The sequence below is a fragment of the Variovorax sp. 05T418 genome, from assembly GCF_056396385.1.
The window spans coordinates 236,050-261,888 of the sequence record NZ_JBFTLJ010000006.1; the positions used below are offsets into that span (position 1 = coordinate 236,050).

Here is a 25,839-nt window from a genome sequence, read left to right on the forward strand (position 1 = left end):
CATGGCTTCCAACAAACCCATCTCTGCGGCTCGCGCCCAGACCACGCTCGAAGAGATCTTCAATGCGCTGAGCCATGGCCTCGGCCTGCTGCTGGCCGTGGCCTCGCTGCCGATCCTGGTCTACAGCGCCGCCCAGAAGGGCCAGGCCGCGGGCATCGTCGGCGCCTCGCTCTTTGCCGGCACGGCGATCGTGCTGTACCTGATCTCCACGCTCTACCACGCGCTGCCGATGGGCCGGGCCAAGGCCTGGTTCAACCGGCTCGACCACGCGGCCATCTACCTGTTCATCGCGGGCAGCTACATGCCGTTTCTCTTCGGCGTGCTGCGCGGTCCGTGGGGCTGGACGCTGTTCGGCTGCATCTGCGCGGCGGCGGCGCTGGGCGTGGGCGCCAAGCTGTTCAACCGGCTGCAGCATCCGTTGTGGTCGACCGGGCTCTACGTGGCGATGGGATGGATGGCATTGATGGCGGCGGTGCCGCTGTACGAGCGCATGTCGCCGGCAGGCCTGGGATGGCTCGTGGCCGGTGGGCTGTTCTACACCGCAGGTGCGGTGGTCTTCCTGTTCGACAACAAGGTGCGCTTTGCCCATTCGGTGTGGCACCTGTTCGTGCTGGCGGGCAGCACTTGCCACTTCTTTGCGGTGCTCTGGCATTCGCACGGCTGATTTTGTTTTGGGGCGCTGTTGTTCTTGGCGCTGTTGTTCAGGGCGTGTGCACAGGCCACCGGGTACTCCCCTCCGCGAATGTCCCCCGCCTTCGGCTCCTCCTTTATTTCGCTGCGGGGAGCACCCGATGCCCTGTGCACCTGGGCACGCTCGTTGTGCACCGCTGATCAACCAGTGCTCTGATCACGCTCCCGCTGATGGGGTGCCTTGCGCAGCGAAATCAAGGGGGAGGCCGCAGGCCGGAGGACATTCGCGGAGCAAGGTACCCCGTCGGCGGGAGCGCGCCCTGAACAACAGCGCCAAGAACAACAGCCCCCCAAACAACAGCGCTCAGTAATGCGGCGGCAGCTCGTCGCGCAAGTTGCGCGCCGCCCCGTCCTGCCCCGCGTTCTGGCTCTGCTGCTTGAGCTGGGTGACCTGCAGGATCAAGCTGTCGATCTGCTGCTGTTGCCGGTAGATCGTCATGTTGAGCTGCTCCAGCAGGTCCTCGGCATAGCTCGACTTGATCTCGAGTTCGGTCAGGCGCTCTGCGAGCTCGTTCGGTGAATGGTCCATGCCGCTATTGGACAGGAAGATCCACCGGTTCGCTGACCTCGCGCGACGGCGCCTCGACACGCGCCGCGCCCTCCCTTTGCTGCGGCTTCGCGCCCTCGCCCGCCATCCGGCTCAGCGCAAGCGCCACCTGCAGCGGATAGAGCGTGCGCGCGTCGCCCTCGGCCTTGTTGCTCACGGTAGTGCCGGCGGCTTCGCTCATGCTGGCCGTGCGCACGGCGCCCGGCCGGTGCACGGGCACCATGAACGGCGAGTGCGTGGTGTAGACGATCTGGTTGGCGAAGTCCTGCTCGAAGTGCGCAAGCAGGTCGGCCTGCGAGCGCGCATGCAGATGCAGGCCGGGCTCGTCCAGCAGCAGGATCGCATCGCCCGCGCCCTTGGTGTCCGCAAAGAAGGTGACGTAGAACGAGAAGAACCACTGGAAGCCGCGGCTGCGCTCGTCGAGGTTCACTTCCACGTCGTAGGCGCGGTTGGGGTCGGACACCAGCGTGTCCATGTACGGCCCGTCCAGGTTGAAGCGCACCTTGAGCTCGCGGTCCTTCCAGAGCCGGCGGATCTCGGCGGTGACGACGGAGCCGGCGCGGTTGGCGAGCTGGTTGCGCGTGGCCTGGTCGTTCTTCTCCAGCAGCTCCTGCAGCTGCTGCGGATCGAGCCCCGCGGCCTTGCAGAGCTTCTCGAAGTTGCGCTGCCCGGGCGCGTCCTGCCCCCAGCCCTTGCGCGCGAGGTGCTCGGCAATGTTCTGGCGGCCGGGCAGCGCCGGGTACTCGTCCACGTAGACGAACCTCGGCAGCTTGTCGAGCACCCACTGCTTCGCCCTTGCAAGCGCCGGCGTGTCGTTGGCAATCGCGCGGGCCATCTCCTCGAGCTCGGCCAGCATCTGCTCCTGCTTGTCGCTGAGTTCGGCATCCGCTGCCGCCATGGCCTGGCGCAGCGACTGCAGCGCTGCCACCGCACCGGTGGACCAGCGGATGTAGTCGGGGCTCAGGATCATCGCGGCGTCGAAGGCGTCGGCCGCCTGCTCCAGCATTGCGCGCGCGTCGTCGGCAAGCTTCTCGGCCGCGGCCTTGACGGCGGGCACGATCTTGCGGACCTTGGCCTTGATGTCGGATACGTCGAGCGACAGGTCGCCGAGTCCTTCGAGGCCGCTCCAGCGCGCCGTGCCGTAGCCCCGGCCCGCGGTGACGTGGCGCACCTTGGCCGCGCGCGGAAGCATCTGCGCCAGTTCGGCCCGCTCGCTGTCTTCGAGGCCCCAGCGCGTCGCGACGACCGGCGTGTCGCCCTGGCACTCTTCGAGGCGGCGGTGCCGCGGAAAGTCCTTGATCGGGCTGAGTTCGGCCAGGCCTTCGGCCGGGTTCAGGCTGTGCAGTGCGCGCAGCAGGTTCGATTTGCCGCTGTCATTTCGGCCGAGGATTGCCGTGATCTGCGAGGTGTCGATGGAGCCGCTGTCGTTGATCGAGCGAAAGTTGGTGATCTGGAATGACGCCAAGCGCATGGAGGGGGTTTCTTCTCAACGAATGAATGAATGCAGGGCCGGGGAATGTATTGCATTCCCCGCCCTCTTCGCCCCCGCACGCAGAAAAATCTATTCGGCCGCGCGCCGCAGCGTGTCGACCACGGGCCTGCGCAGCACGTCGCGCAAGCCCCACCAGCCCGCCGCCAGCGCCAGCACCGCGCCCGCGAGCGCGCCGGCGATCGGCACGATGGGCGAGGCCGTCCAGGTGAAATCGAACACGTAGCGTGCAAGGCCCCAGCCGATGGCCGAGGCCACGATGCTCGCGAGGAAGCCCGCCAGCAGGCCCACGCCCGCCAGCTCGGCGCGCTGCACCTGGCGCAGCAGGCTGGCCCGCGCACCCACCGCGCGCATCACCGCGAACTCGCGCGCGCGCTCCTCGCGCGTGGCCGTGACCGCGGCAAACAGCACCACCAGCCCCGCCGCGAGCGTGAAGCCGAACAGGAACTCGACCGCGCGGATCACCTGGTCGAGCACGCGCTGCACCTGGTTGATGGTGGCGCTCATATCGACGTTGGTCACGTTGGGGTAGCTGCGCACCAGCGCGTTGTCGAAGCCGCGGGTTTCGGGCGCGCGGAAGGCGCCCATGTAGGTCACCGGCACGTCGGGCAGTGCGGCCACGGTGTACATCACGAAGAAGTTCGCATGCATCGAACCCCAGTCGACCTTGCGCAGCGAGGTGATGCGCGCATCGTTCTGCATGCCGCCGATGTCGAAGCGCAGCACGTCGCCGAGCTTGAGGCCGAGCGTCTCGGCCAGGCCTTCCTCCACGCTCACTTCGCCGGGCGCATCGGGCTTCCATGCGCCGGCCACGATGCTGTTGTGCGCCGGCGCCTCCACGCTGTTGCTGAGATTGAACTCGCGGTCCACCAGGCGCTTGGCGCGGTCTTCCGGGTAGTCGTCGGGCGACACCGGCTTGTCGTTGACGGCCACGAGGCGGCCGCGGATCATCGGATACCAATCGAACTTGCGCACGCCGGCATCGCGCAGCGACTTCTGGAACGCGCTGCTCTGGTCGGGCATGACGTTGATGACGAAGCGGTTGGGCGCATCGGGCGGCGTGGCCTTGCGCCAGCTCGCGACCAGGTCGGTGCGCAGCAGCACCAGCAGCACCAGCGCGAGCAGGCCCACGGCCAGCGCGCTGACCTGCACCACCGCGTAGGCCGGCCGCGCCGAGATCTGGCGCGTGGCCAGCACCAGCCAGCGCGGCGCGGTGCTTTCATTGACGCTGCGGCGCAGCACCTTCACCGCGAGCCAGCTCAAGAGGGCGAACACGGCCACCGCGCCCGCGAAGCCGCCGACGGCGATCAGGCCCAGCTTCAGGTCGCTGCTGGCCGCGATCAGCAGCGCCGCGAAGCCGGCCACGCCAATGCCCAGCACCGCGAGCGAAGCCGGCTTGAGCCCGCCGACGTCGCGCCGGATCACGCGCAGCGGCGGCACCCGGGCCAGCTGCAGCACCGGCGGCAGGCCGAAGGCGAACAGCAGCGTGAGCCCCATGCCCAGGCCGAAGGCCACGGGCCACAGGGTGGCCGCGGGCAGCGCCGTTTCGACCAGCCCGGCCAGCAGCACCACGAACACGTAGTGCACGCCAAAGCCGATCGCCACGCCGAGGCTGCTGGCCACGATGCCGACGACGGCAAATTCGAACGAATAGGCCAGCGCGATGGTGCGCTGGCTCTGGCCGAGCACGCGCAGCATGGCGCAGTCGTCCAGGTGGCTGGCCGCGAAGCCGCGCGCGGCCAGCGCCACCGCCACGGCCGACAGCAGCGCCGCGAGCAGCGCGACCAGGCTCAGGAATTTCTCGGCGCGGTCCAGCGTCTGGCGCATTTCGGGGCGCCCGCCTTCGAAGGAATCGAGCCGCACGCCGCGCAGCTCGCCCTTCTTGATGGCGGCCTCGGCCCAGTCGGAAAAGCGCTTGACGGCCGCGTTCTCGCCGGCCACGGCATAGCGGTATCCGACACGGCTCGCAGGCTGCACGAGGCCGGTGCGCGGCACGTCGGCCTGGTTGATCATCACGCGCGGCGCAAAGCTCATGAACCCCGCTCCGCGATCCGGCTCCAGCGTGATCACGCGGCCGATGCGCAAACTGCTGTCGCCAAGAAGAAGCGCGTCCCCCACCTTGAGCGCAAGCGAATCCAGCAGAGAGGCATCGACCCAGACCTCGCCCGCCGGCGGAATGTCGCGCGTGATGCTGCCGGGCGCATCGGGGGCGCTGGCGGTCTGCAGGTTGCCGCGCAGCGGATAGCCCGCGGCCACCGCCTTCAGGGCCACCAGCTTGCTCGCGCCGCCCTGGGCGTCGTCGGCCCGCGCCATGGTGGGAAAGCCGTAGGTGCCGGAGCCCTCGAGCCCGAATGCACGGGCCTGCGCGATGAAGGCCGCAGGCGTGGGGTTGTCGCTCACGACCACCGCGTCGCCGCCGAGCAGTTGCCGCGCATCGCGCTGCAGGCCCCCCTTCAGCCGGTCGGCAAAGAAGCCGACCGCCGTGAGCGCGGCCACGGCCAGCAGCACGGCAACGATCAAGAGGCGCAGTTCGCCGGCGCGCAGATCGCGCCACAGGGTGCGCCAGCCAAGGCGGAAGGAGGCATTCATGGGCGAGACGATAGCCGACGCGGATACGCCGGCGCCTTTCAGGGCCTTAGGCCGGACTGCGGCGCGCGAGTTCCGGCTGCAGCACCAGCCGGTCGACGCCCGCGTAGCAGACGAAGTGCCGGTTGGTCGCGCGGCCGATGGCGCACAAACCCACGCGCGTTGCGACCTCGTGGCCCATCTGCGTGATGCCGCTGCGCGAGACCACGATCGGCACGCCCATCTGCGCCGACTTGATCACCATCTCGCTCGTGAGCCGGCCGGTGGTGTAGAAAACGCGGTCGCCGGCCAGCGCGCCGGGCGGCTGCATGGCGCACCAGCCCGCGATGGTGTCGATGGCGTTGTGGCGGCCCACGTCTTCCACGAAGGAGTGCATCGTGGCCTCGGTGCCGCCGGGCTCGAGCGTGAACAGCGCGCAGCCGTGCACCGAGCCGGCCGACTTGTAGGTGCTCTCCTGGAGCCGGATCGCGTTGACCAGCGCATAGAGCTGGGCCTGCGTCATGCGCGTGGGCGGCAGCTGGAGCTTGTCGATGTCGGCCATCAGGTCGCCGAACACGCTGCCCTGGCCGCAGCCGGTGGTCACCACCTTCTTGGCGGTGCGCTCCTCGATGCGGTCGATGCCCGCATGCGTCTTGACCGCAGCGGCGCCCACCTCCCAGTCGACCGTGACCGACTCGACGTCGCTGGCCGCTTCGATCAGGCGCTGGTTCAGCAGATAGCCCAGCACCAGAAGTTCGGGCTGGGCGCCGAGCGTCATCAGCGTGACGAGCTCGCGCCGGTCCACGTACACCGTGAGGTCGCGCTCGGCGGGAATGGAGACGGTGCCGCGCGCGCCATGCTCATCGACGACCTCGACTTCGCGCGTCAGCGCGGCGCGGGCCTGGGTGAGACGCGGGAGCGGCAACGGCAGCGGCGTCGTCACTGCGCCTTCGGCGTGGGATTGGCGGCGGCGGCCGGCTGCGTGGTGCTGGGCGGCGATGCGGCCGTGGTGGCCGGCGAATGCGCGCCCGCAGCCTCGATGGGCTTGGCTTCCGCCGGCGGCGTGAAAACGAAGGGGCCGGGGTCTGCGCAGGGCGGCGTGGCAGGCGCCGGCGGCACCGGCTTGCCGGCCGCGGTGGCGCTCGCGCGGTACTTGGCCGCGACGCGGTCCTGCGCCTGGCAGAGCTTGTAGGCATCGACCTTGCCGCTCCAGGCGGTCTTGGCGGCGGCTTCGGCGGCCTTGGCCTTGGCCTCGGGGGTGGCGGGCGGCGGCGCCAGTTTGGCCCAGGCCGCGGGCGCGGCCAGCGCAAGCACCAGCAGCGATGCGCAAGAAAGATTCAACGGCAGCTTCATGAGGGTGTTCCTTCGGCGGGTCTCACGGGCCGCGCGGCCGGCGCTGCGGCCGAGCCGGCCGGCGCCGTGCGCTGCGCAGGGATCTTGCCCGCGGCGATGTCGTCGTACCAGAGTTCGTGATGCTCCCGGGCCCAGGTCTCGTCGACGTAGCCGGTGCGCATGGCCTTGTAGGCGCCCGTCATGCCGAGCGTGCCGATGTAGATGTGGCCCATGATCATCGCCATCATCAGCAAGGTGGCGACGCCGTGCACCATGTGCGCCACCTGCATCTCGCCGCGCGTGTAGACGAAGCCCGGCAGCAGCTTGTCCAGGAAGAGCCCCGAGCCGATGATGAAGAGGCCGAGGAACAGCACGCCGCCCCAGAAGACCAGCTTCTCGCCCGCATTGAAGCGGTGCGACGGCACTTCCTTGCCGCCGAACAGGCCGCCGAAGCGGGCGAGCCATTGCAGGTCGCTGGCGCGCGGCAGGTTGTCGCGGATGAAGGTGAAGACCATGAACACCGTCGTCACCACGAACAGCGGCCCGACGAAGTTATGGACGTTCTTGAGCGCGTAGGCAATCCATCCGAAGAGCGCGCTGCCCATCCACGGCATCAGGAAGAACTTGCCGAAGGCCATCACGATGCCGGTGATGGCCAGCGTGACGAAGGCGATGGCGTTCGACCAGTGCGTGGCGCGTTCGAAGGGCGTGAAGCGCTCGATCTTGCGGCCGGTTTCCTGGCCGTGCAGGCGGATCGGGCCGCGCGTGAAATAGAAGATGGCCAGCGCCAGCAGCACGACGAACAGCAGCGCCGCGCCATAGGGAATGATCCAGTCGTTGCGCACCTGGCGCCAGGCTTCGCCGGCATTGGTGAAGCGCGAACCGGGGTACTGCACGAAAGGCTGGATCAGGTTGCCGGCCTCGGGCGCCTGGCTTTTCGGCAGGCTGCTGTAGCCGGTCACGCCCTGCCCCACCTGGCGCCACATCGGCGCGTTGTTGCCGGGCTGCACCTTCATGCGCTCGCCATTGGTCTGGTTCGCGTAGTTGGGGTCGGCGCTGGCTTCGGGCTTGACCTCGAAGATGTTCTGGCCGCGGATGCCGCCCGCGGCGGCCTCCGGTGCGGTGGTTGCGACAGGTGCCGCGGGTGCGGACGCCGTTCCAGGGGCGGCCGGCGGCTGCGCCTGCGCGAAGGCCGCACCCAGCACGGCACAGCAAAGAGCGAGAGCGGTCAGCGCTTGCTTCATGGGCTCTCCGTTCAGTTCTCTTTGTTGTATTCGTTCTGCCCGTTCTGCGCGCGGGTCTTGAGCTGCTGCTCCCAGGCGGTCTTGTCGCCGACCTTCCAGCCGGGCGCGGTGAACACCGTGCCGGCGTTCTCCTGGGTGCCCGTGCCGCTCCAGGGCACGGCGTCGTGCTTGACGCCCTGCGCGTTGGTCTGCGGCTTCTCGCCGCAGGCCGCGAGGCAGGTTGCGGCCAGCGCAACGCCGGCGAAGACGAGGCCCGGCCGCTTCACTTGCGCACTCCACCGGCCGGCGGGGTGCCGGCCTGCTGCGAGCCGTAGGCGGTGCCCCAGCCCCAGACTTCGGCGCCCTTGCCGCGCTGGACCACGCGGGTGCGGAAGATGTCGGCCACCACGTCGCCGTCGCCGGCCAGGAGCGCCTTGGTCGAGCACATCTCGGCGCAGGCCGGAAGCTTGCCTTCGGCGAGCCGGTTGCGGCCGTATTTCTCGAACTCGGCTTCGGAGCCGTTGGCCTCGGGGCCGCCGGCGCAGAAGGTGCACTTGTCCATCTTGCCGCGCACGCCGAACGTGCCTTGCGAGGGGAACTGCGGCGCGCCGAACGGGCAGGCGTACGAGCAGTAGCCGCAGCCGATGCACACGTCCTTGTCGTGCAGCACCACGCCTTCTTCGGTGCGGTAGAAGCACTGCACCGGGCACACGGCCATGCAGGGCGCGTCGGAGCAGTGCATGCAGGCCACCGAGATCGATTTCTCGCCCGGCACCCCGTCGTTGAGCGTGACCACGCGGCGGCGGTTCACGCCCCAGGGCACCTCGTTCTCGTTCTTGCAGGCCGTGACGCAGCCGTTGCATTCGATGCAGCGTTCCGCGTCGCAGACAAATTTCATTCGTGCCATGGTGCCTCCTTATGCCTTTTCTACGTTGCAGACCGTGGTCTTGGTCTCTTGCATCATGGTCACGCTGTCATAACCGTAGGTCGTGCCGGTGTTGATGGCCTCGCCGCGCACCACGGGGGCTGCGCCGGCGGGGTAGTAGCCGAGCATGTCGGCGCCCTGCCAATGGCCCGAGAAGTGGAACGGCATGAAGACCGTGTCGGGCCCCACGCGCTCGGTCACCAGGGCCTGCACGTTGAGCTTGGCGCCCGTGGGCGTGTGCACCCAGGCGCGCTCGCCGTTGCGGATGCCCTTCTCGGCCGCGACCTTGGGGTTGATCTCGATGAACATCTCCTGCTGCAGCTCGGCGAGCCAGGGGTTCGAGCGGGTTTCCTCGCCGCCGCCCTCGTATTCGACCAGGCGGCCCGAGGTCATCACGTACGGGAACTTCTCGGCCACCTTGTCGGCGATGTTCTTCTGCTGCACGCTCTTGTAGAGCGTGGGCAGGCGCCAGAACGCCATCTTGTCGTCGTGCGTCGGGTACTTGGCCATGAGGTCGGGCCGGTTGCCGTACAGCGGTTCGCGGTGCTGCGGGATTGCGTCGGGAAAGTTCCAGACCACTGCACGCGCCTTGGCATTGCCGAAGGGGTGGCAGCCGTGGTTCTTCATGAACACGCGGATCATGCCGCCCGAGCTGTCGGTCTTCCAGTTCTTGCCTTCGGCCTTGGGCTTCTCGGCCTCGGTGAGCTCGTCCCACCAGCCCAGCTTCTTGAGCAGCACGTGGTCGAGCTCGGGGTAGCCGGTGGTGATGTCGGCGCCCAGCGAATGCGAGCCGTCCTCGGCCAGCAGGTTCTTGCCGTCGCGCTCCACGCCGAAGTTCGCGCGGAAGTTGCCGCCGCCTTCCATCACGTGCTTGGAGGTGTCGTACAGGTTGGGCGAGCCCGGGTGCTTGAACTCGGGCGTGCCGTAGCAGGGCCACGGCAGGCCGAAGTAGTCGCCCGTGAGGTCATAGCCGTTGGCCTTGTCCTTCACGCCGGCCTTGGCCTTGAGCGTGCGCACGTCGAAGGCGCCCATGTTGCGCATGTGCGCCTGCAGCCGCTCGGGGCTCTGGCCGGTGTAGCCGACGGCCCAGCAGGTCTTGTTGATCTCGCGCAGGATGTCGTCGGGCAGGGGCTCGTCCATGCCCTTGACCTTCTGCATCTTGTAGTTCTTGCTGAGTTCCTTGCCAAAGCCCAGGCGGTCGGCGAACTGCTGCATGATCATGTGGTCGCTGCGGCTTTCCCACAGCGGATCGATGACCTTCTCGCGCCACTGGATCGAACGGTTCGACGCCGTGACGGAGCCGCTGGTCTCGAACTGCGTGCACGCGGGCAGCAGGTAGACGGCGCGGTTCTTGTTGAGGTCGTCGGGGTTGCCGGGCATGGCCGCCATGGCGGCGGTGGCCGAGGGATAGGGGTCGACCACCACCAGCAGGTCGAGCTTGTCCATGGCGCGCTTCATCTCGAGGCCGCGCGTCTGCGAGTTGGGCGCATGGCCCCAATAGAACACGCCGCGCAGGTTCGAGTCCTGGTCGATCAGCTCGTTCTTCTCGAGCACGCCGTCGATCCAGCGCGACACGGTGATGCCGGGCTTGGTCATCATCGCGGGCGACGCGAAGCGGCCCTTGATCCATTCGTAGTCCACGCCCCAGGTGGCGGCGAAGTGCTTCCACGAGCCTTCGACGATGCCGTAGTAGCCGGGCAGCGAATCGGGGTTCGGGCCCACGTCGGTGGCGCCCTGCACGTTGTCGTGGCCGCGGAAGATGTTGGTACCGCCGCCCGACTTGCCCACGTTGCCGAGTGCCAGCTGCAGGATGCACGAGGCCCGCACGATCGCGTTACCGATGGTGTGCTGCGTCTGGCCCATGCACCACACGACGGTGCCGGGGCGGTTCTCGTTGAGCCAGGTCGCCACCTTGAGCACCTGCGCCTCCTTCACGCCGCAGGCCTCCTCGACCTTGTCGGGCGTCCACTTGGCCAGCACTTCCTCGCGCACCTTGTCCATGCCGAAGACGCGGTCGTTGATGTACTGCTTGTCTTCCCAGCCGTTCTTGAAGATGTGGTGCAGGATGCCGAACAGGAAGGCGATGTCGGAGCCCGAGCGGATGCGCACGTACTCGTCGGCCTTGGCCGCGGTACGTGTGAAGCGCGGGTCGACCACGATCATCTTGCAGCCGTTCTCCTTGGCATGGAGCATGTGCAGCATGCTGACCGGATGGGCCTCCGCGGCGTTGGAGCCGATGTACATCGCCACCTTGGCGTTGCGCATGTCGTTGTACGAATTGGTCATGGCGCCGTAGCCCCATGTGTTCGCAACGCCGGCAACGGTGGTCGAGTGGCAGATGCGCGCCTGGTGGTCGCAGTTGTTGCTGCCCCAGAAGCTCACGAACTTGCGCAGCAGGTAGGACTGTTCGTTGCTGTGCTTGGACGAGCCGATCCAGTAGACCGAATCGGGCCCGCTGGCCTGGCGCAGTTCCTTGAGCTTGGCGGTGATCTCGTCGAGCGCGGTGTCCCAGCTGATGCGCTCGTACTTGCCGTTGACCAGCTTCATCGGATAGCGCAGCCGGTATTCGCCGTGGCCGTGCTCGCGCAGCGCGGCGCCCTTGGCGCAATGCGCGCCCAGGTTGATGGGCGAATCGAACACCGGCTCCTGGCGCACCCAGACGCCGTTCTCGACCACCGCATCGGAGGCGCAGCCGACCGAGCAGTGGGAGCACACGGTGCGCTTGATCTCTACCTTGCCGGCGCCTACCGCCGTGGGCCGTGCTTCGCCGGCCGCCTCGGCCTTGCGCATCAGCGTGAGCTGGCCCGCGGCCAGGCCCACGCCCACGCCGAGCCCGGAGCGCCGCAGGAAGGCACGCCGGTCCATGGTGGGCAGCGCGCCCGAAAGGCCGCGCCGCAGGCTGTGGATGAACGGGGAGGACGACTCGCGCTCCCCTTGCCGCGAGACACTGTTCGCGGGGGCTGTTTTCTTGGTCAACAACATCTTGGGCGTTCCGCTTCAGGCCGAAGCGGTCTTGTAGTAGCGCTTGACATGTTCGCTCAGCGAATAGCCGCCGCCTTTTTCAGGCGCGGGCTTCGTCGCGGGCGCAACGGCCTCGACGGCCTCGGGGGCCGGCGCGACCTTGGGGAGCACCGACACCGCGGCAACCGCGGCGCCGGCGCCGGCGGCACCTAGAAAGAAACCTCGACGCGAGGCCGGCTTGTTGCCGACCGCTTGGCTGTCCTGCATGTGATCTCCAGGAGTGGCTGGGGGCAAAACCAGATATGAACTGATTTGCATACATCTGGATACTAGTCGAGACCCTTATTCCCGACTATCAAGCTCTTCCTTTGAAAAAGGTTAACCGAGCATGTCGAAGCCCTGGACCTCGACCTCGGCGAAGGCCCGGGTGAAGCCGGCCAGCGACGCATAGAAATGCGCCTTCGGATGTTGGGCCACTGCGTCGCAGAGCGTCGGCAGCCACGGCTGCAGATGGGTGGCGAAAAAAGCCTGTTGCTGCGCGAGGTTGGCCACCGCCGCGTCGTCACCGGCAATAAGGTAGCGCATCACCTCGAACAGGCAGGCAACATGGTCTTCGCTTTCGGAGACGGCGTCGCCGCGCGCGAGGCCGAGGCGGGCCAGGTCGGTGCGCAGCAGCGCCAGCGGCTTGTCGTTGAGAAAGCCGCTCAGGTAGTGCGAGCCGAAGAGGTAGATCTCGGGCTTGCCCATGCCGCCGAAGAGCGCGTCGTACTCGGCATGCACCGCGGCCGCATCGGTGCCGCGCGCCGCGCCGACCAGCTGGCGCCAAGGCTCCTCGAGGAAGGCGCCGGCCGCGGGCGCCTCGGTGGGCGCCACACCGAAGGCGCCGAGCAGCTCGGCATCGGGCGCCGCATACCAGAGGCGCGCGAGCAGGCCGTAGACCTCGGCGCGCGCAATTTCCTCGTCGAGGGCGGAGGTCATCGGAGGAAACTGGCTCATAGCTGCGTGATCTTCATTTCGTTCTGCGCGCTGTACAGGTCGATGACCCGGCAGTCGCTGCACATCTTGAGCCGCTCGAGTGCCTCGCCCTGGAACATGGCGTGGCCCGCGAGCTTGCCGAGCATCGCCTCGATCGCCTTTTGCGTGCCGAAGGGCTTGCTGCAGCGGATGCAGGCCCAGGGCTTGGCCTCGTTGAGCAGCACGGGCTGCTTGCGCTCGGGCGCGGCCAGGAGGCGCGGCACCAGCGCAATCGCGTTCTCGGGGCAGGTGGTTGCGCACAGCCCGCACTGCACGCAGTTCTTCTCGATGAAGCGCAGCTGCGGCGCATTCTGGTTGTCCTGCAACGCACTCGCAGGGCAGGCGCTCACGCAGGCCAGGCACAGCGTGCAGCTGTCCTTGTTGACCGTGACCGCGCCAAAGGGAGAACCGTCGGGCAGCGCAATTTCAAGCGCTGCGGCGGCATCGGCAGGCGGCGCCGACAACGCGGGCGCCTGTTCCATCAGGTGGTCGAGCGTCATCTCGAGCGTGCCGCGCTTCTCGGCGCCCACGGCGAAGCGCGCCGCGGTGGCGGGCACGCGCTGGCGCGTGGCGCGCAGGCCGGCCAGGGCCGCATCGAGCGCGGCCGGCGTGCCGGCCTCGACCAGGTGGAAATGCGTGCAGGTGTAGCCCAGCCCCGTGAGCAGTGCCTGCGCGACGGCCATCTGCTTTCTCAGCGCATCGAGGTACTGCGGCGCTTCCTGGCCGGTGGCGAGCACGGCCACCTGCGAGGCACCGAAGGCAATGGCGCTGAGCCACAGGTCGATGCCGGTGCTCGCGACGTGCATCAACGCCACCGGCAGCACATGCGCGGGCACGCCGCCGAGGCCGTCGCGCTTGCCGCGGCCCAGCTGGGCCGCGCGGCCGAGCTGTTCGACGAGCGCCTGCCCGCCTTCTTCGTTGTGCAGCAGCACCGTGGCGTCGCGGCCGCCGGCGCCAAGGTAGGTGGCCAGCAGCGTGCGCAGCTTGCGGCCCTGGTCGGGCGTGCGCGGGTAGGTGTAGCCCAGCGCGCCGGTCGGGCACACGGTGGTGCAGGCGCCGCAGCCCACGCACAGCTGCGGATTGACGACGATGCGCTGGCGCTCCTTGTCGCTCGAGATGGCGTGCGCCGAACAAACCTCGACGCAGGCGTTGCAGCCCACCACCTCGTTGCGGCTGTGGGCGCAGAGCTTCTGCTTGTAGTCGAAGAACTTCGGCTTCTCGAATTCACCCACCAGTTCGCGCAGGCGCAGCACGGTCGACAGGCCTTCGGCATGCGCGAGCCCGCCCGCCAGGTGGAAGTAGCCTTGCGGCGGCGCATGCCAGTCGATCAGCGCGTTCGCGCCCAGGTCGAGCACCAGGTCGAACTCGGCATCGAGCGCCTCGGGTGCCCGGCCGAAATGGATGGCACCGGCCACGCTGCAGGCTTTTTCGCAGTCGCGGTGCGAGGTGCACTTGGCCAGGTCGATCTGGTAGTCGAGCCCGATCGCCTGCTCGGGACAGACGCCAAGGCACGCGTTGCAGCGCGTGCACAGGTCCAGGTCGATGGGGTTGTCGCGCGTCCACTTCAACGAGAAAGCGCCGAGCCAGCCGGTGAGCGATGCGATGCGCCCGGCCATCACGGGCCAGCGGCGTTCCTGCGCGCCGCCGGCCGCGCCCGGGCCGGTGGAGAAGATCGAGACCTGCAGCGAATCGGCGACCAGCGCCGCGGCCTTCTCGGCCGCGTCGAGCGGGCCGACGATCAGGAGCCGGCCCTGGCTTGCGTAGCTCACGGTCGAGACCGGATCGGGCTCGGGCAGATGGGCCACGGCCAGCAGCGCGGCGATCTTGGGGCTTGCGCTCTTGGCGTCGCGGCTCCAGCCGCCGGTTTCGCGGATGTTCACGAAGCGGATCGGCGAAGTCGCGCCCTCGGTCTGTTCGGCCAGTTCGGTGAACAGCCGGCGCTCCTGCGTGCAGGCCACCACCACCTCGTCGCCCGAGCGGATGGCGCGCTGGAAGGCCGGCGCCTCGCGGCGGCACAGCGTGGAATGAAGGGGCAGCGGCTCAGCCAGCGCCGCGCCGAGCGTCTTCGGCTCGAGCGGCATCGTCTGGTTGCAGTCGCAGATCAGCGTTGTGGTCATCGGTCTTCTGGCTTGCGGGCTGCACGTTTGCAACCTGCTGGCTGGGGAGGAATTCCTCCGGAGGCTCGGACTGTGCCATGTCCGGCGGCGCGGCGGCTTGCGGGGTTTCCGCGGGTACTGCAGGTGCCTGTTGCACCTCGGCTTCTTCCTCGTGCTCGAACAGCCTGAGGAACTTGGCGCTGGCCATCTGGCGCAGCACGCTGTCGGGGATGGGCGTCGACCGGGAGTAGTCGTCGATGTAGGTGTCCATGCCGTCCATCACATTGAACTGCGGGTCGGCAAAGAGCTTTTTGAAAGCGGTGTTCTTGACCTCGGGCGCGACGTTCCTGGCCACGAAGGGCCGGAAGTCGGACTCGGGCGTGAGCGCCTGTGCGTCGGCGAGCGTGGGCGGGGGGATTTCCGCTTGCGCTTCGGAGGACGGGCCGGCTTCCGGGCCAGCCGCCGCGGGCAGGGGCGCTGCCGCATCGATGCGCGCGGCGGCCGCCTCCTGCACCTCTTGCGCGGCGGGAGGCGGCAACACCTCGTCGCGCGCCTCCTGCTTGCGCCGCGACCAGCGGCCGAAGAAATTCTCAGACATCGCCCGCTCCGCGTCCGCGTTTCTTCTCGGTCGACACGCTGGCCGCATTGCCGAAGCGGTCGACCAGCGGGCGGAAACTCTCGGGCCGCTTGCGGCGCTTGGGCTCGATCACGTAATGCGCCTGCACGAAGCCGCGCATCCACTCGATCACCTCCTCGGGCGCGGGCACCTGCTCCACCGTTTCCTGCGCGTCGAGCCAGCGGCCGGCCTCGTTGTAGCTGAGGCTCACCACCACCGGCCGCGCGATCGGCTCGTCGGCAATGGTGGGCTCTTCCTCCATGCGCCACAGCACGAACCAGCAGGGCGCGGGCGTGGTGGCATTCAGGTGGTAGCCCTCCACGTCGTCGCGGAACAGCTCGGTCTTGAAGCCGGGGTGCAGCCAGCGCTGCGCGCTCTCGTTCGCCTCGAGCAGGCGCGGCTCGGTGCCGAAGCCGGGCTGGTCGGGGCCGACGCTTTCGAGAATCCAGCGCCAGGACTGCCAACGGCTCTCGACGCGCTCGCGGCGCATCACGACGGCAACATCGATGGAAGGATTCATGCGGCGATCGTAGCGCCGCCGCATGCCGCTTTCGCGCCGAGGGTCATCCGCGGCCGGTTGCGTCCTGCAGCAGCAGGCCGCGCAGCTTGCGGTGCAGCGGCGAAGCCTCGGCGGCCGGCACGCCGCCCGCCTCGCGCAGCGCGAAATCGCGGCTTTGCGCGTTGTGCAGGTCGATCTCGCGCACCACCTGGCCGTCGCTGTAGACGAAGGCCACGTCGGCCAGCGCCAGCACGTCCTCGATGTCGTGCGTGATCATCAGCACCGGAATGCCCCACTGGCGGCGCACCTGCGCGAGTTCCTGGCGCAGTTCGCTGCGCAGCATGGGGTTGAGCGCGGCAAAGGGCTCGTCGAGCAGCAGCACCTGCGGCTGGCAGGCCAGCGCGCGGGCCAGCGCCACGCGCTGCTGCTGGCCGCCCGAGAGCTTCTGCGGCCGGCTGTCGGCCAGCGCCGCCAGGCCGAAGCCTTCGAGCAGCGCCTGCACCCGCTCGGCCTCACGCGGCGGCAGCCGGCGCCGGTGCCAGGCGGTCAGGCCGAAGGCCACGTTCTCGCGTACCGACAGGTGCGGGAACAGCGCGTAGTTCTGGAACAGGTAGCCGATGCGCCGCGCCGGCGCCGGCACGTCGATGCCGCGGGCGGAGTCGTAGAGCGTGCGGCCGTCCAGCCGCACATGGCCCGCGGACGGATGCAGCAGCCCCGCGATGGCCTGCAGCGTGAGCGTCTTGCCCGCGCCCGAGGGGCCGTAGAGCGCGGCAAAAGGCACGTCGGTCGCGAAGCGCGCCGCCAGGTCGAAGCGCCGGGCGCCATCGGTGACGGTGAGCTTCAGGTCGACGTCGATCATGGCTTGCCGAAGCCGTGGCGCGCGAGCACCTCGCGCGCCGGGTCGCTGGAAAGAAAGGCCACGAAATCGCCGGCCAGCGCCTTCTGGCGGCTGTCGGCCACCACCGCGACCGGGTAGCTCACCGGCGTGGCGGTGGTTGGCGCGAAGGCGACCCGGACCTTCTCGCTCATCACGGCCGCATCGGTGCGGTAGACGAAACCGGCCTCGACCTCGCCGCGGGCCACGTAGTCGAGCACCTGGCGCACGCTGTCGGCCTGCACGAACTTCGGCTCCAGCACGCTCCAGAGCCCCGCGCCTTCCAGCACCTGCCGCGTGTAGCGGCCGACCGGCACGGTGGCGGTCTTGCCCACGGCAATTTTCCGGACGCCCGCGCCGGCCAGGTCCTGCAGCGACTGGACGCCGGCCCCGTCCCTTGCCGGCTCGATCAGCACCAGGGCATTGCTTGCGAAGTTGCGGCGCGTGGCCGCATCGATGAGCTTCTGCTCGGCGGCGCGGCCCATCGTCTCCTGATCGGCGCTAGCGAACACGTCGACCGGCGCGCCCTGCCCGATCTGCTGCAGCAGCACGCCCGAGGCCGCGAAATTGAAGCGCACCGCGGCGCCCGGCTTCGCCGCCTCGAATTTCGGCCCGAGTTCCTTGAACGCGTCCGTCAGGCTGGCGGCCGCGGACACGGTGATCTGCTGGGCCGCTGCAGCGAGCGGCAGCGCCATCGCCAGGACAAGAAGCAGGAGGCGGAACGCACGCATGTTGGTTTCCAGATTGGGGGTAAGGCGCTCAGCGCAGCGAGAAAAAGCGGTTCGACAGCACCAGCACGGTGACCGACAGCAGCGAAGTCACCACCACCAGCAGCAGCGCGAGCTCGTCATGCCCGGCCTGCACCGCGTCGTAGATGGCCATCGACAGGGTCTGGGTCTGCTGCGGAATGGAGCCCGCCACCATCAGCGAGGCGCCGAATTCGCCCATGGCGCGCGCAAATGCGAGCAGCGTGCCGGCCAGGATGCCGGGCCAGGCCAGCGGCAGCGTCACGCGCAGGAACACCGAGAACGGCGACTGGCGCAGCGTGCTGGCGGCGGCTTCGAGCGAGCGGTCGACGCCCGCAAAGGCGGCGCTGGCCGACTTCAGCACCAGCGGCAGCGCCACCACGGCAGAGGCGACGACGGCGCCATGCCAGCTGAAGATGATGCTGTAGTCGAAATGCTCGCGCAGCCAGCTGCCGAGCGGGCTGTGGCGCCCCGCCGCCACCAGGATGGCGTAGCCGATGACTGTGGGCGGCAGCACCAGCGGCAGCATGAACACCGCCTCGAGCACCGTGCGGCCCGGAAAGCGCTTGCGCGCGAACACCCAGCCCAGCGCCACGCCGGCCACGAGCGCCAGCAGGGTCGCGACCGCAGCCACCTTGAGCGACAGCACCAGCGGAAACCAGTCGGCCGAGGCGATGAGGGAGTTCGTCGTATTCATGAAGATACAACGCAATTGTTGCACGAACAGGCGCTTCCCCCTGAAGAGGCATGCGTGGCGGGTGCGGGAGGATGGCGCCGATATCCCTTCGGATACAGCGCGGGGAACAGCGCTCAGGGTGCGAGCAGGCGCGTCAGCGCGCGCACGTCGGCCGCCGTGGCCAGGCGTGCGGCGTTCTCGATGGCGCGGTAGTGCTTGACGATTTCCTCGCCCACGGGCGTGAGCGCGGTGCCGCCGCCGCGCGAGCCGCCGGCCGCGGTGTTCACGGCCGGGGATCTGAGGGCGTTGTTCATCTCATCGATCAGCATCCAGGCGCGCCGGTACGACATGCCCAGTTGGCGCGCCGCGGCAGAGATCGAGCCGGTTTCCGCCACCGCCTCCAGCACGGCGATCTTGCCGGGGCCGAAGGCGATGCTGTCGTCCCTGTAGATGCGCAGGCGGAACTGGACTCTGGTTTTCATGCCGATGGTGATGCGAAGGAACGGTGCGGGAGGAGCTTGGCGCCAAGGTTAAACCATGGCCCCGGGGCCCTCGCCGCCCCGCCCTCAGTCCACCGCCGCGAGCACGCCGGAGCCGGTGCCGTAGCCGGCGGCCGCCATCGGCTGGCCGCCGCGCGCAATGCGCACCGCGCAGTACTTGAACTCCGGGATCTTGCCCATGGGATCGAGCGCGGCATTGGTCATCAGGTTGGCCGCCGCCTCGTAGTAGGCGAAGGGAACGAACACCGCGCCGCTGGGCGTGCCGTCGTCGCGCCGCACGTGGATGGCGACCTCGCCGCGGCGCGACTGCACGGTGATCACGTCGCCGGCCTCGAGCCCGAGCTTCAGCAGGTCGGCCTGGTTCATCGAGGCCGTGGCCATGGGCTCGAGCGCGTCGAGCACCGTGGCGCGGCGCGTCATGCTGCCGGTGTGCCAGTGCTCGAGCTGGCGGCCGGTGATGAGCACGAAGGGGTACTCGGCATCGGGCCGCTCGTCGGCCGGAATGATGTCGGCCGGCACCAGCTTCACGCGGCCGTCGGCCGTGGGAAAGTCGTCGATGAACACCGTGGGCTGGCCCGGGTCTTCCTCGCTCAGGCAAGGGTAGGTCACGCTCGAATCGCGCTGCAGCCGCTCCCAGCTGATGCCGCTGATCACCGCATGCATGGCCTGGCGCATTTCCTCGTAGACCGCGGCCACGCCGGATTCCTCGCCCTCGTAGTTCCACGCGAGGCCCATGCCGCTGGCGATCTGCTGGATGATCCAGAGATCGGGCCGCGCGTCGCCCGGCGGGTTGAGCGCGCGCTTGCCCAGCTGCACCATGCGGTCGGTGTTGCTCACCGTGCCGGTCTTCTCGGGCCAGGCGCTCGCGGGCAGCACCACGTCGGCGAGCCACGCGGTCTCGGTCATGAAGATGTCCTGCACCACCAGGTGCTCCAGGCTCGCGAGCGCATGGCGTGCATGGTTCAGGTCGGGGTCGCTCATGGCCGGGTTCTCGCCCATGATGTACATGCCGCGCACCTTGTGCGGATCGGTGTCGGGCGCGAGCGCCTTGTGCATGATCTCGACCACGGTGTAGCCCGGCGTCGCATCGAGCGGCGTGCCCCAGAAGTCCTCGAACCACGCATGCACCGCCGGGTTGTCGACGCGCTGGTAGTTGGGGAACATCATCGGGATCAGGCCCGCGTCGCTCGCGCCCTGCACGTTGTTCTGGCCGCGCAGCGGATGCAGGCCCGAGCCCGGCTTGCCGATCTGGCCGGTGACGGTGGCCAGCGCAATGAGGCAGCGCGCGTTGTCGGTGCCGTGCACGTGCTGGCTCACGCCCATGCCCCAGAGGATCATCGCGCCCTTGGCCGTGGCAAAGGCGCGCGCCACCTCGCGCAGCGTTTCGGCCGGCACGCCGCAGATCGGCGCCATCGCCTCGGGGCTGTAGCCCTTGACGTTCTCGCGCAGCGCTTCGTAGTTGCTGGCGCGCGTGCGCACGAACTCCTGGTCGACCAGGCCTTCGTCGATCACGGCGTGGATCAGCGCGTTGAGCATGGCCACGTCGGTGTCGGCCTTGAACTGCAGCGTGCGCCAGGCATGGCGGCTGATGTCGGTGCGGCGCGGGTCGGCCAAGACGATCTTGGCGCCGCGCTGGGCGGCGTTCTTCATCCAGGTGGCGGCCACGGGGTGGTTGGCCGTGGGGTTGGAGCCGATGACGAAGATCAGCCCTGCATGCTCCACGTCGTTGACCTGGTTGCTCACCGCGCCCGAGCCCACGCCTTCGAGCAGCGCGGCCACGCTGGAGGCGTGGCACAGCCGCGTGCAGTGGTCGATGTTGTTGCTGCCGAAACCCGTGCGCACGAGCTTCTGGAACAGGTAGGCCTCTTCGTTGCTGCCCTTGGCCGAGCCGAAGCCCGCGAGCGACTTGGGCCCGTGGCTGTCGCGCAGGCCCGAGAGCTTGCCGGTGGTGAGCGCGAGCGCCTCTTCCCAGGTGGCTTCGCGGAAATACTCGCTCCAGTCGTCCGGCCGCGGTGCATCGCCAAAATCCTTGGGCATGCCGGCCTTGCGGATCAGCGGCTTGGTCAGGCGCTGGGGGTGGTGCGCGTAGTCGAAACCGAAGCGGCCCTTCACGCACAGGCGGTTGTGGTTGGCCGGGCCATCGCGGCCGTCGACGCTGACGATCTTCTCATCCTTGACGTTGTAGGTGACGAGGCAGCCCACGCCGCAGAACGGGCACACCGAATCGACCTTGCGGTCGACCGCTTGCGAGCCGATGTGGCTCTTGGGCATCAGCGCGCCGGTCGGGCAGGCCTGCACGCATTCGCCGCAGGCCACGCAGGTGCTGTCGCCCATCGGGTCGTCCAGGTCGAACACGATCTTGCTGTCGCCGCCGCGCAGCGCATAGCCGATGACGTCGTTGACCTGCTCTTCGCGGCAGGCGCGCACGCAGCGGTTGCACTGGATGCAGGCGTCCAGGTTGACGGCCATCGCGGGGTGCGAGATGTCGGCCTTGGGCTGCTCGCGCCGCAGCGCCTTGAGTTCGGGCCGCACCGCGATGTCGAGCTTCTTCGCCCAGGCGCTGAGCTCGCCGTGCTGCTGGGTGGCGTCGTCGCCGATCCACTTGTAGCCCTGGTCGGGCATGTCGGACAGCAGCATCTCGACCACCATCTTCTGGCTCTTGAGCGCGCGCTCGCTGGTGGCCTTCACTTCCATGCCGGCCGTCACGTTGCGGCAGCAGCTGGGTGCCAGCGTGCGCTCGCCCTTCACCTCGACCACGCAGGCGCGGCAGTTGCCGTCGGCGCGGTAGCCGTCCTTGAAGCACAGGTGGGGAATCTCGACGCCGTGGCGCTCGGCCGCCTTGTAGATGGTCTCGCCGTCGAAGGCCTGGATGGCTTGGCCGTCGAGCGTGAATTCGATGGTTTGCGGCATCAGCTCCGCGAGCTTGGACGGGGCGTTCATGCCACCTCCTCCGGGAAGTATTGCTGGATGCAGCGGATCGGGTTGGGGGCCGCCTGGCCGAGCCCGCAGATGGAGGCGTCGCCCATCACCTGCGCGAGGTCTTCGAGCGTGGCGTTGTCCCACACCGGCGCATGCATCAGCGCCGCGGCCTTGGCGGTGCCGACGCGGCAGGGCGTGCACTGGCCGCAGCTTTCGTGCTCGAAGAAGCGCATCACGTTGAGCGCGGCGTCGCGGGCGCGGTCGTGCTGGCTCAGCACCATCACCGCGGCCGAGCCGATGAAGCAGCCGTAAGGTTGCAGCGTGTCGAAGTCGAGCGGAATGTCGTTCATGCGCGCCGGCAGGATGCCGCCCGATGCACCGCCCGGCAGGTAGGCGTAGAGCGAGTGGCCGTCGAGCATGCCGCCGCAGTATTCGTCGATGAGCTCCTGCACCGTGATGCCCGCGGGCGCGAGCTTGACGCCCGGGTGCTTCACGCGGCCGCTCACGCTGAAGCTGCGCAGGCCCTTGCGGCCATGGCGGCCGAAGCCGCTGAACCAGGCCGCGCCTTTCTCGACGATGTCGCGCACCCAGTAGAGGGTTTCGAAGTTGTGTTCCAGCGTCGGGCGGCCGAACAGGCCCACCTGCGCGATGTAGGGCGGGCGCATGCGCGGTTCGCCGCGCTTGCCCTCGATGCTTTCGATCATGGCCGACTCTTCGCCGCAGATGTAGGCGCCCGCGCCGCGCCGCAGCTCGATGCGCGGCAGCGCGCAGGGCGGATCGGCCTGCAGCCGCGCCAGCTCGGTTTCGAGCAGCGCGCGGCAATCGTGGTATTCGTCGCGCAGGTAGATGTAGCACTGCTCGATGCCGACGATCTGCGCCGCCACCACCAGGCCTTCGAGGAAGCGGTGCGGATCGCGTTCGAGGTAGGTGCGGTCCTTGAAGGTGCCGGGCTCGCCTTCGTCGATGTTGACCGCCATGAGCCGGGGCGCCGGCTGGTCGCGCACGATGCGCCACTTGCGCCCGGCCGGAAAGCCCGCGCCGCCCAGGCCGCGCAGGCCCGAATCTTCCATGGTCTTGATGATGGCTTCGGCGTCTTCCTCGCCGTTGACGAGCGCGGATGCGAGCGCGTAGCCGCCGTGCGCGCGGTAGGTGACGTAGTCGGTGAAGGCCGGCATGCGCTCGATGGCGCCGGGCAGCGGCGAGATGCTTTTCTCGGCGAACGCGGCCGCGTCGAAGTACGCGACCGTGGCTTCCTCAGGATCGGACTTCAGCGCCTGCAGCACCTTCGCCGTGGTCGCGAGCGGCACGGCCTGCCGGTCGACAGCCACCGCGGGCGCCTGCTCGCAGCGGCCGATGCAGGGCGCCGCAATCACGCGCACGTCGCCACCCTCGACGCCGAGCAGTTCGGGCAGCCGCGCCAGCAGATCCCTGGCACCGGCCAGTTCGCAGGCCAGGCCGTCGCACACGCGCACCGTGAGGCCCGGCGCGGCCTCGTCGCCGCGCACCACCTCGAAGTGGTGATAGAAGGTCGCGACCTCGTAGACCTCGGCCATCGGGATGTTCATTTCCCGCGCCAGTGCCACCAGGTGGCGGTCGTGCAGGCAGCGGAAGGCGTCGTTGAGCTTGTGCAGGTGCTCGATGAGCAGGTCGCGCCGGTGGCCCTCGGCCGGACGCGCACCGATCAGCGTGCGCACTTCGACGAGCGCCGCTTCGTCGGGCTGGCGGCCCTTGAGCTTGCTCTTGCGGCGGATGCGCTCGCGCATTTCGTCGGCGGTGGCGAGCGGCACGATGGTGTGCGTGCTGGCTGCTGCCTTTGTTGTTGTTGTCTCGCGGGTCGTGGCTGGGTGGTTGTTCACTGCCTGGGCCTTTTTTCGATGTCTCGGGAATGCCCCCCAGCAAGGCTTGAGGGCTGACCGAGTGTGTGGGGCGGCCCTGGGCGCGTCAAATTCGATCGGCACATCGATCGATTCAATAACTAAATGGCCTCCGTCAGGCGACGGTGCCGCGCCCAGGCTATTCGCCGAGCGCGCCGCTGTGCAGCCGCACCTGCTCGCGCCATGCCGGCGTCTGCAGGAACACCAGCGCGGCATCGAGCGCGCGCGAGGGGCGCACGCCGGTCTGGGTCATGAAGCCCAGCGGCGTCTTGACCTCGGGGGCGACCAGCGGCAAGGCCTCCAGCTCGCGGTAGCTGCGCACGGCCGCGACCATCGACCCCGGCAGCACGCTGCTCACGGTGCCCGCGAGCACGGCCAATGCAAGGGTAAGTACCGAGTTGGTCTCGATGGCCGGCTCCAGCGCAATGCCGGCGTCGCGCAGCGCCTGGTCGATGATGGAGCGGTTGTGCATGTCGGGCGTGAGCAGGCACAGCGGCCGCTGGCCGGCCTCGGCCCACGAGATCGGCTGGCCGATGCGCAGCCGGTCGGCCGAGGGCTTGGCCGCGCGCCGCAGCAGGAAGTAGTGCTCCACGCTCTGCGGCCATGCCGTGAGCTTGATGCCCGGCAAATGCATGCGCTCGGTGTAGCCGAGCGCGAGGTCGACCGAGAGGCTTTCAAGCCCCGTTTCCAGCTCTTGCGAACTCATCGAGAGCACCGCCGGCACGATGCCCGGATGCATCTCGTGCAGCATCGCGGCAAAGCGCGACAGCATCGGAATGGCGGTGGGCACGGCCGCCATGCGCAGCCGCCCGCGCGGATGGCCCTCTTCGCTGCGCAGCTCCTGCTGCAGCACCTCGTTGTCGCGCAGCATGCGCTGCGCCGTGGCCAGCACCCGCTCGCCTTCGTGCGTGAGGCCCACGTAGACGCGCGCCCGCTTGACGATGACCACGCCAAATTCGCTTTCGAGCGAGCGCAGCGCATTCGACAGCGCCGGCTGAGTGATGTGGCAGGCCTGCGCCGCGCGTCCGAAATGCTTGTGCTCGCTGAGCGCGACCAGGTAGCGCATCGACGCGAGAAGATTCACGGGGCGCGCCGCCGATCAGGTGTTCTTGCTGATGGAAATGGTCGGGAACTTCGCCGAGAAGTCCTTGGCCTTCTCCGCAATGCCCACGGCCACCTGGCGTGCGACGGCCTTGTAGATGCCGGCCACTTCGCCGTCGGGGTCGGCCACCACGGTCGGCTTGCCGCTGTCGGCCTGCAGGCGGATGTTGATGTCCAGCGGCAGCGCGCCCAGGTAGTCCATCTGGTATTGCGCCGCCATCTTCTTGCCGCCCTCGGAGCCGAAGATGTGCTCGACGTGGCCGCAGTTGGAGCAGATGTGCACCGCCATGTTTTCCACGATGCCCAGGATCGGCACGCCGACCTTCTCGAACATCTTGATGCCCTTCTTGGCATCGAGCAGCGCGATGTCCTGCGGCGTGGTGACGATCACCGCGCCGGTCATCGGCACGCGCTGCGAAAGGGTCAGCTGGATGTCGCCGGTGCCGGGCGGCATGTCGACGATCAGGTAGTCGAGGTCTTTCCAGTTGGTCTGGCGCAGCAGTTGCTCCAGCGCCTGGGTGGCCATGGGGCCGCGCCAGATCATGGCCTCGTCCTGGTCGACCAGGAAGCCGATCGACATGACCTGCACGCCGTGGTTCTCGAGCGGCTCCATGGTCTTGCCGTCCTCGCTCTCGGGCCGGCCCTCGATGCCCAGCATCATCGGCTGGCTCGGGCCGTAGATGTCGGCGTCCAGCAGCCCGACCGCCGCGCCTTCGGCGGCCAGCGCCAGCGCCAGGTTGGCGGCGGTGGTGCTCTTGCCCACGCCACCCTTGCCGGACGCCACCGCGATGATGTTCTTCACGTTGGGCATCAGCTGCACGCCGCGCTGCACCGCATGGCTGATGACCTTGGTCGTGATGTTGACCGAGACGTTGCTCACGCCCGGCACCGTCTTTGCGGCCGCCACCAGCGCCTTGCGCATGGCCGCGTGCTGGCTCTTGGCCGGGTAGCCGAGCTCGAGGTCGAACGACACGTCGCCATCCGCGATCTGCAGGTTCTTGAGCGACCGGGTCGCCACGAAATTCTTGCCGGTGTTGGGGTCTGCGACGGCCTTGAGCGCGTCCATGAGCCCCTCTGGGGTGAGTGCCATTGATCTAACTCCTGAATGGCGGGTAGTCTAGTGGGTCTCATGGCTCGCCCCCGGGTGCGCATGCATCGCCTTTCCCCCACCGGGGACAACAACACCGATATC

Annotated in this window: 23 protein-coding genes; 1 reads left to right on the forward strand and 22 read right to left on the reverse strand. The window is 68.7% G+C overall.

Annotated elements, in window-relative coordinates; genetic code table 11:
• The first annotated feature begins 1 nt into the window (after position 1).
• Entirely contained in the window at positions 2-664 is a 663-nt protein-coding gene (trhA, locus tag AC1DMS_RS14895; RefSeq protein WP_015866829.1) for a PAQR family membrane homeostasis protein TrhA, read from the forward strand.
• A 330-nt stretch (positions 665-994) separates the two neighbouring features.
• Here the strand turns inward: trhA and AC1DMS_RS14900 are convergent, their stop codons facing one another.
• The 22 genes from AC1DMS_RS14900 to apbC all read right to left on the reverse strand — a co-directional run bounded on the left by AC1DMS_RS14900 (position 995) and on the right by apbC (position 25,737).
• Positions 995-1,219, reverse strand: a complete 225-nt coding sequence (locus tag AC1DMS_RS14900) for a SlyX family protein (protein WP_015866830.1) — start codon at positions 1,217-1,219, stop codon at positions 995-997.
• A 4-nt stretch (positions 1,220-1,223) separates the two neighbouring features.
• Positions 1,224-2,708 (reverse strand): AAA family ATPase, encoded by a 1,485-nt coding sequence (locus tag AC1DMS_RS14905; RefSeq protein WP_478181307.1) that lies wholly within the window; start codon positions 2,706-2,708, stop codon positions 1,224-1,226.
• Between the two features lie 90 nt (positions 2,709-2,798).
• On the reverse strand, positions 2,799-5,315 hold the full coding sequence (locus AC1DMS_RS14910; RefSeq protein WP_478181308.1) for an ABC transporter permease: 2,517 nt from the start codon (positions 5,313-5,315) through the stop codon (positions 2,799-2,801).
• Between the two features lie 46 nt (positions 5,316-5,361).
• Complete coding sequence (locus AC1DMS_RS14915; protein WP_278879119.1) at positions 5,362-6,234, reverse strand: formate dehydrogenase accessory sulfurtransferase FdhD; 873 nt, start codon at positions 6,232-6,234, stop codon at positions 5,362-5,364.
• On the reverse strand, positions 6,231-6,644 hold the full coding sequence (locus tag AC1DMS_RS14920; protein ID WP_015866834.1) for a hypothetical protein: 414 nt from the start codon (positions 6,642-6,644) through the stop codon (positions 6,231-6,233). The genes AC1DMS_RS14915 and AC1DMS_RS14920 overlap by 4 nt, the downstream gene beginning before the upstream one ends.
• A complete protein-coding gene (locus AC1DMS_RS14925) occupies positions 6,641-7,867 on the reverse strand; it encodes a formate dehydrogenase subunit gamma (protein ID WP_478181309.1) in 1,227 nt (408 codons plus the stop codon). The genes AC1DMS_RS14920 and AC1DMS_RS14925 overlap by 4 nt, the downstream gene beginning before the upstream one ends.
• An 11-nt stretch (positions 7,868-7,878) precedes the next feature.
• Positions 7,879-8,133, reverse strand: coding sequence for a hypothetical protein (locus AC1DMS_RS14930; RefSeq protein ID WP_027730200.1), 255 nt, complete (start codon positions 8,131-8,133; stop codon positions 7,879-7,881).
• A complete protein-coding gene (gene fdh3B / locus AC1DMS_RS14935; RefSeq protein WP_015866837.1) occupies positions 8,130-8,753 on the reverse strand; it encodes a formate dehydrogenase FDH3 subunit beta in 624 nt (207 codons plus the stop codon). The genes AC1DMS_RS14930 and fdh3B overlap by 4 nt, the downstream gene beginning before the upstream one ends.
• 9 nt (positions 8,754-8,762) lie before the next feature.
• Positions 8,763-11,753, reverse strand: coding sequence for a formate dehydrogenase subunit alpha (locus AC1DMS_RS14940; protein WP_015866838.1), 2,991 nt, complete (start codon positions 11,751-11,753; stop codon positions 8,763-8,765).
• Between the two features lie 15 nt (positions 11,754-11,768).
• Positions 11,769-11,999: a formate dehydrogenase gene (locus AC1DMS_RS14945; RefSeq protein ID WP_478181310.1), complete on the reverse strand. Its 231-nt coding sequence runs from the start codon at positions 11,997-11,999 to the stop codon at positions 11,769-11,771.
• A 111-nt stretch (positions 12,000-12,110) separates the two neighbouring features.
• On the reverse strand, positions 12,111-12,728 hold the full coding sequence (locus AC1DMS_RS14950) for a TorD/DmsD family molecular chaperone (protein WP_018906448.1): 618 nt from the start codon (positions 12,726-12,728) through the stop codon (positions 12,111-12,113).
• On the reverse strand, positions 12,725-14,863 hold the full coding sequence (locus tag AC1DMS_RS14955; RefSeq protein WP_478181311.1) for a 4Fe-4S dicluster domain-containing protein: 2,139 nt from the start codon (positions 14,861-14,863) through the stop codon (positions 12,725-12,727). Before AC1DMS_RS14955 ends, AC1DMS_RS14950 begins: the two co-directional genes overlap by 4 nt.
• Entirely contained in the window at positions 14,787-15,440 is a 654-nt protein-coding gene (locus AC1DMS_RS14960; protein WP_027730198.1) for a DUF3306 domain-containing protein, read from the reverse strand. Before AC1DMS_RS14960 ends, AC1DMS_RS14955 begins: the two co-directional genes overlap by 77 nt.
• On the reverse strand, positions 15,433-16,002 hold the full coding sequence (locus AC1DMS_RS14965) for a DUF3305 domain-containing protein (RefSeq protein ID WP_369663391.1): 570 nt from the start codon (positions 16,000-16,002) through the stop codon (positions 15,433-15,435). Before AC1DMS_RS14965 ends, AC1DMS_RS14960 begins: the two co-directional genes overlap by 8 nt.
• A 19-nt stretch (positions 16,003-16,021) precedes the next feature.
• A complete protein-coding gene (locus tag AC1DMS_RS14970) occupies positions 16,022-16,816 on the reverse strand; it encodes an ABC transporter ATP-binding protein (protein ID WP_015866843.1) in 795 nt (264 codons plus the stop codon).
• Entirely contained in the window at positions 16,813-17,562 is a 750-nt protein-coding gene (gene modA / locus AC1DMS_RS14975) for a molybdate ABC transporter substrate-binding protein (protein ID WP_478181312.1), read from the reverse strand. The genes AC1DMS_RS14970 and modA overlap by 4 nt, the downstream gene beginning before the upstream one ends.
• 28 nt (positions 17,563-17,590) lie before the next feature.
• Positions 17,591-18,274 (reverse strand): molybdate ABC transporter permease subunit, encoded by a 684-nt coding sequence (gene modB / locus AC1DMS_RS14980; protein WP_015866845.1) that lies wholly within the window; start codon positions 18,272-18,274, stop codon positions 17,591-17,593.
• Between the two features lie 113 nt (positions 18,275-18,387).
• Positions 18,388-18,735 carry a winged helix-turn-helix domain-containing protein gene (locus AC1DMS_RS14985; protein ID WP_478181313.1) on the reverse strand — a complete coding sequence of 116 codons (348 nt, stop codon included), beginning with the start codon at positions 18,733-18,735 and terminating at the stop codon, positions 18,388-18,390.
• 84 nt (positions 18,736-18,819) lie between these two features.
• On the reverse strand, positions 18,820-21,693 hold the full coding sequence (fdhF, locus tag AC1DMS_RS14990; RefSeq protein ID WP_369663393.1) for a formate dehydrogenase subunit alpha: 2,874 nt from the start codon (positions 21,691-21,693) through the stop codon (positions 18,820-18,822).
• Positions 21,690-23,435 carry an NAD(P)H-dependent oxidoreductase subunit E gene (locus tag AC1DMS_RS14995; protein WP_478181331.1) on the reverse strand — a complete coding sequence of 582 codons (1,746 nt, stop codon included), beginning with the start codon at positions 23,433-23,435 and terminating at the stop codon, positions 21,690-21,692. Before AC1DMS_RS14995 ends, fdhF begins: the two co-directional genes overlap by 4 nt.
• A gap of 250 nt (positions 23,436-23,685) precedes the next feature.
• Positions 23,686-24,630, reverse strand: a complete 945-nt coding sequence (locus AC1DMS_RS15000) for a LysR substrate-binding domain-containing protein (protein ID WP_018906440.1) — start codon at positions 24,628-24,630, stop codon at positions 23,686-23,688.
• A 15-nt stretch (positions 24,631-24,645) separates the two neighbouring features.
• Positions 24,646-25,737 carry an iron-sulfur cluster carrier protein ApbC gene (gene apbC / locus AC1DMS_RS15005; protein ID WP_015866850.1) on the reverse strand — a complete coding sequence of 364 codons (1,092 nt, stop codon included), beginning with the start codon at positions 25,735-25,737 and terminating at the stop codon, positions 24,646-24,648.
• Positions 25,738-25,839 lie beyond the last annotated feature (102 nt).

Bases quoted from the DNA above. Each gene is read 5' to 3' on its own strand.
- trhA (WP_015866829.1), top strand. From the start codon at position 2: ATGGCTTCCAACAAACCCATCTCTGCGGCTCGCGCCCAGACCACGCTC.
- AC1DMS_RS14900 (WP_015866830.1), bottom strand. From the start codon at position 1,219: ATGGACCATTCACCGAACGAGCTCGCAGAGCGCCTGACCGAACTCGAG.
- AC1DMS_RS14905 (WP_478181307.1), bottom strand. From the start codon at position 2,708: ATGCGCTTGGCGTCATTCCAGATCACCAACTTTCGCTCGATCAACGAC.
- AC1DMS_RS14910 (WP_478181308.1), bottom strand. From the start codon at position 5,315: ATGAATGCCTCCTTCCGCCTTGGCTGGCGCACCCTGTGGCGCGATCTG.
- AC1DMS_RS14920 (WP_015866834.1), bottom strand. From the start codon at position 6,644: ATGAAGCTGCCGTTGAATCTTTCTTGCGCATCGCTGCTGGTGCTTGCG.
- AC1DMS_RS14925 (WP_478181309.1), bottom strand. From the start codon at position 7,867: ATGAAGCAAGCGCTGACCGCTCTCGCTCTTTGCTGTGCCGTGCTGGGT.
- fdh3B (WP_015866837.1), bottom strand. From the start codon at position 8,753: ATGGCACGAATGAAATTTGTCTGCGACGCGGAACGCTGCATCGAATGC.
- AC1DMS_RS14940 (WP_015866838.1), bottom strand. From the start codon at position 11,753: ATGTTGTTGACCAAGAAAACAGCCCCCGCGAACAGTGTCTCGCGGCAA.
- AC1DMS_RS14945 (WP_478181310.1), bottom strand. From the start codon at position 11,999: ATGCAGGACAGCCAAGCGGTCGGCAACAAGCCGGCCTCGCGTCGAGGT.
- AC1DMS_RS14950 (WP_018906448.1), bottom strand. From the start codon at position 12,728: ATGAGCCAGTTTCCTCCGATGACCTCCGCCCTCGACGAGGAAATTGCG.
- AC1DMS_RS14955 (WP_478181311.1), bottom strand. From the start codon at position 14,863: ATGACCACAACGCTGATCTGCGACTGCAACCAGACGATGCCGCTCGAG.
- AC1DMS_RS14960 (WP_027730198.1), bottom strand. From the start codon at position 15,440: ATGTCTGAGAATTTCTTCGGCCGCTGGTCGCGGCGCAAGCAGGAGGCG.
- AC1DMS_RS14965 (WP_369663391.1), bottom strand. From the start codon at position 16,002: ATGCGGCGGCGCTACGATCGCCGCATGAATCCTTCCATCGATGTTGCC.
- AC1DMS_RS14970 (WP_015866843.1), bottom strand. From the start codon at position 16,816: ATGATCGACGTCGACCTGAAGCTCACCGTCACCGATGGCGCCCGGCGC.
- modA (WP_478181312.1), bottom strand. From the start codon at position 17,562: ATGCGTGCGTTCCGCCTCCTGCTTCTTGTCCTGGCGATGGCGCTGCCG.
- modB (WP_015866845.1), bottom strand. From the start codon at position 18,274: ATGAATACGACGAACTCCCTCATCGCCTCGGCCGACTGGTTTCCGCTG.
- AC1DMS_RS14985 (WP_478181313.1), bottom strand. From the start codon at position 18,735: ATGAAAACCAGAGTCCAGTTCCGCCTGCGCATCTACAGGGACGACAGC.
- fdhF (WP_369663393.1), bottom strand. From the start codon at position 21,693: ATGAACGCCCCGTCCAAGCTCGCGGAGCTGATGCCGCAAACCATCGAA.
- AC1DMS_RS14995 (WP_478181331.1), bottom strand. From the start codon at position 23,435: ATGCGCGAGCGCATCCGCCGCAAGAGCAAGCTCAAGGGCCGCCAGCCC.
- apbC (WP_015866850.1), bottom strand. From the start codon at position 25,737: ATGGCACTCACCCCAGAGGGGCTCATGGACGCGCTCAAGGCCGTCGCA.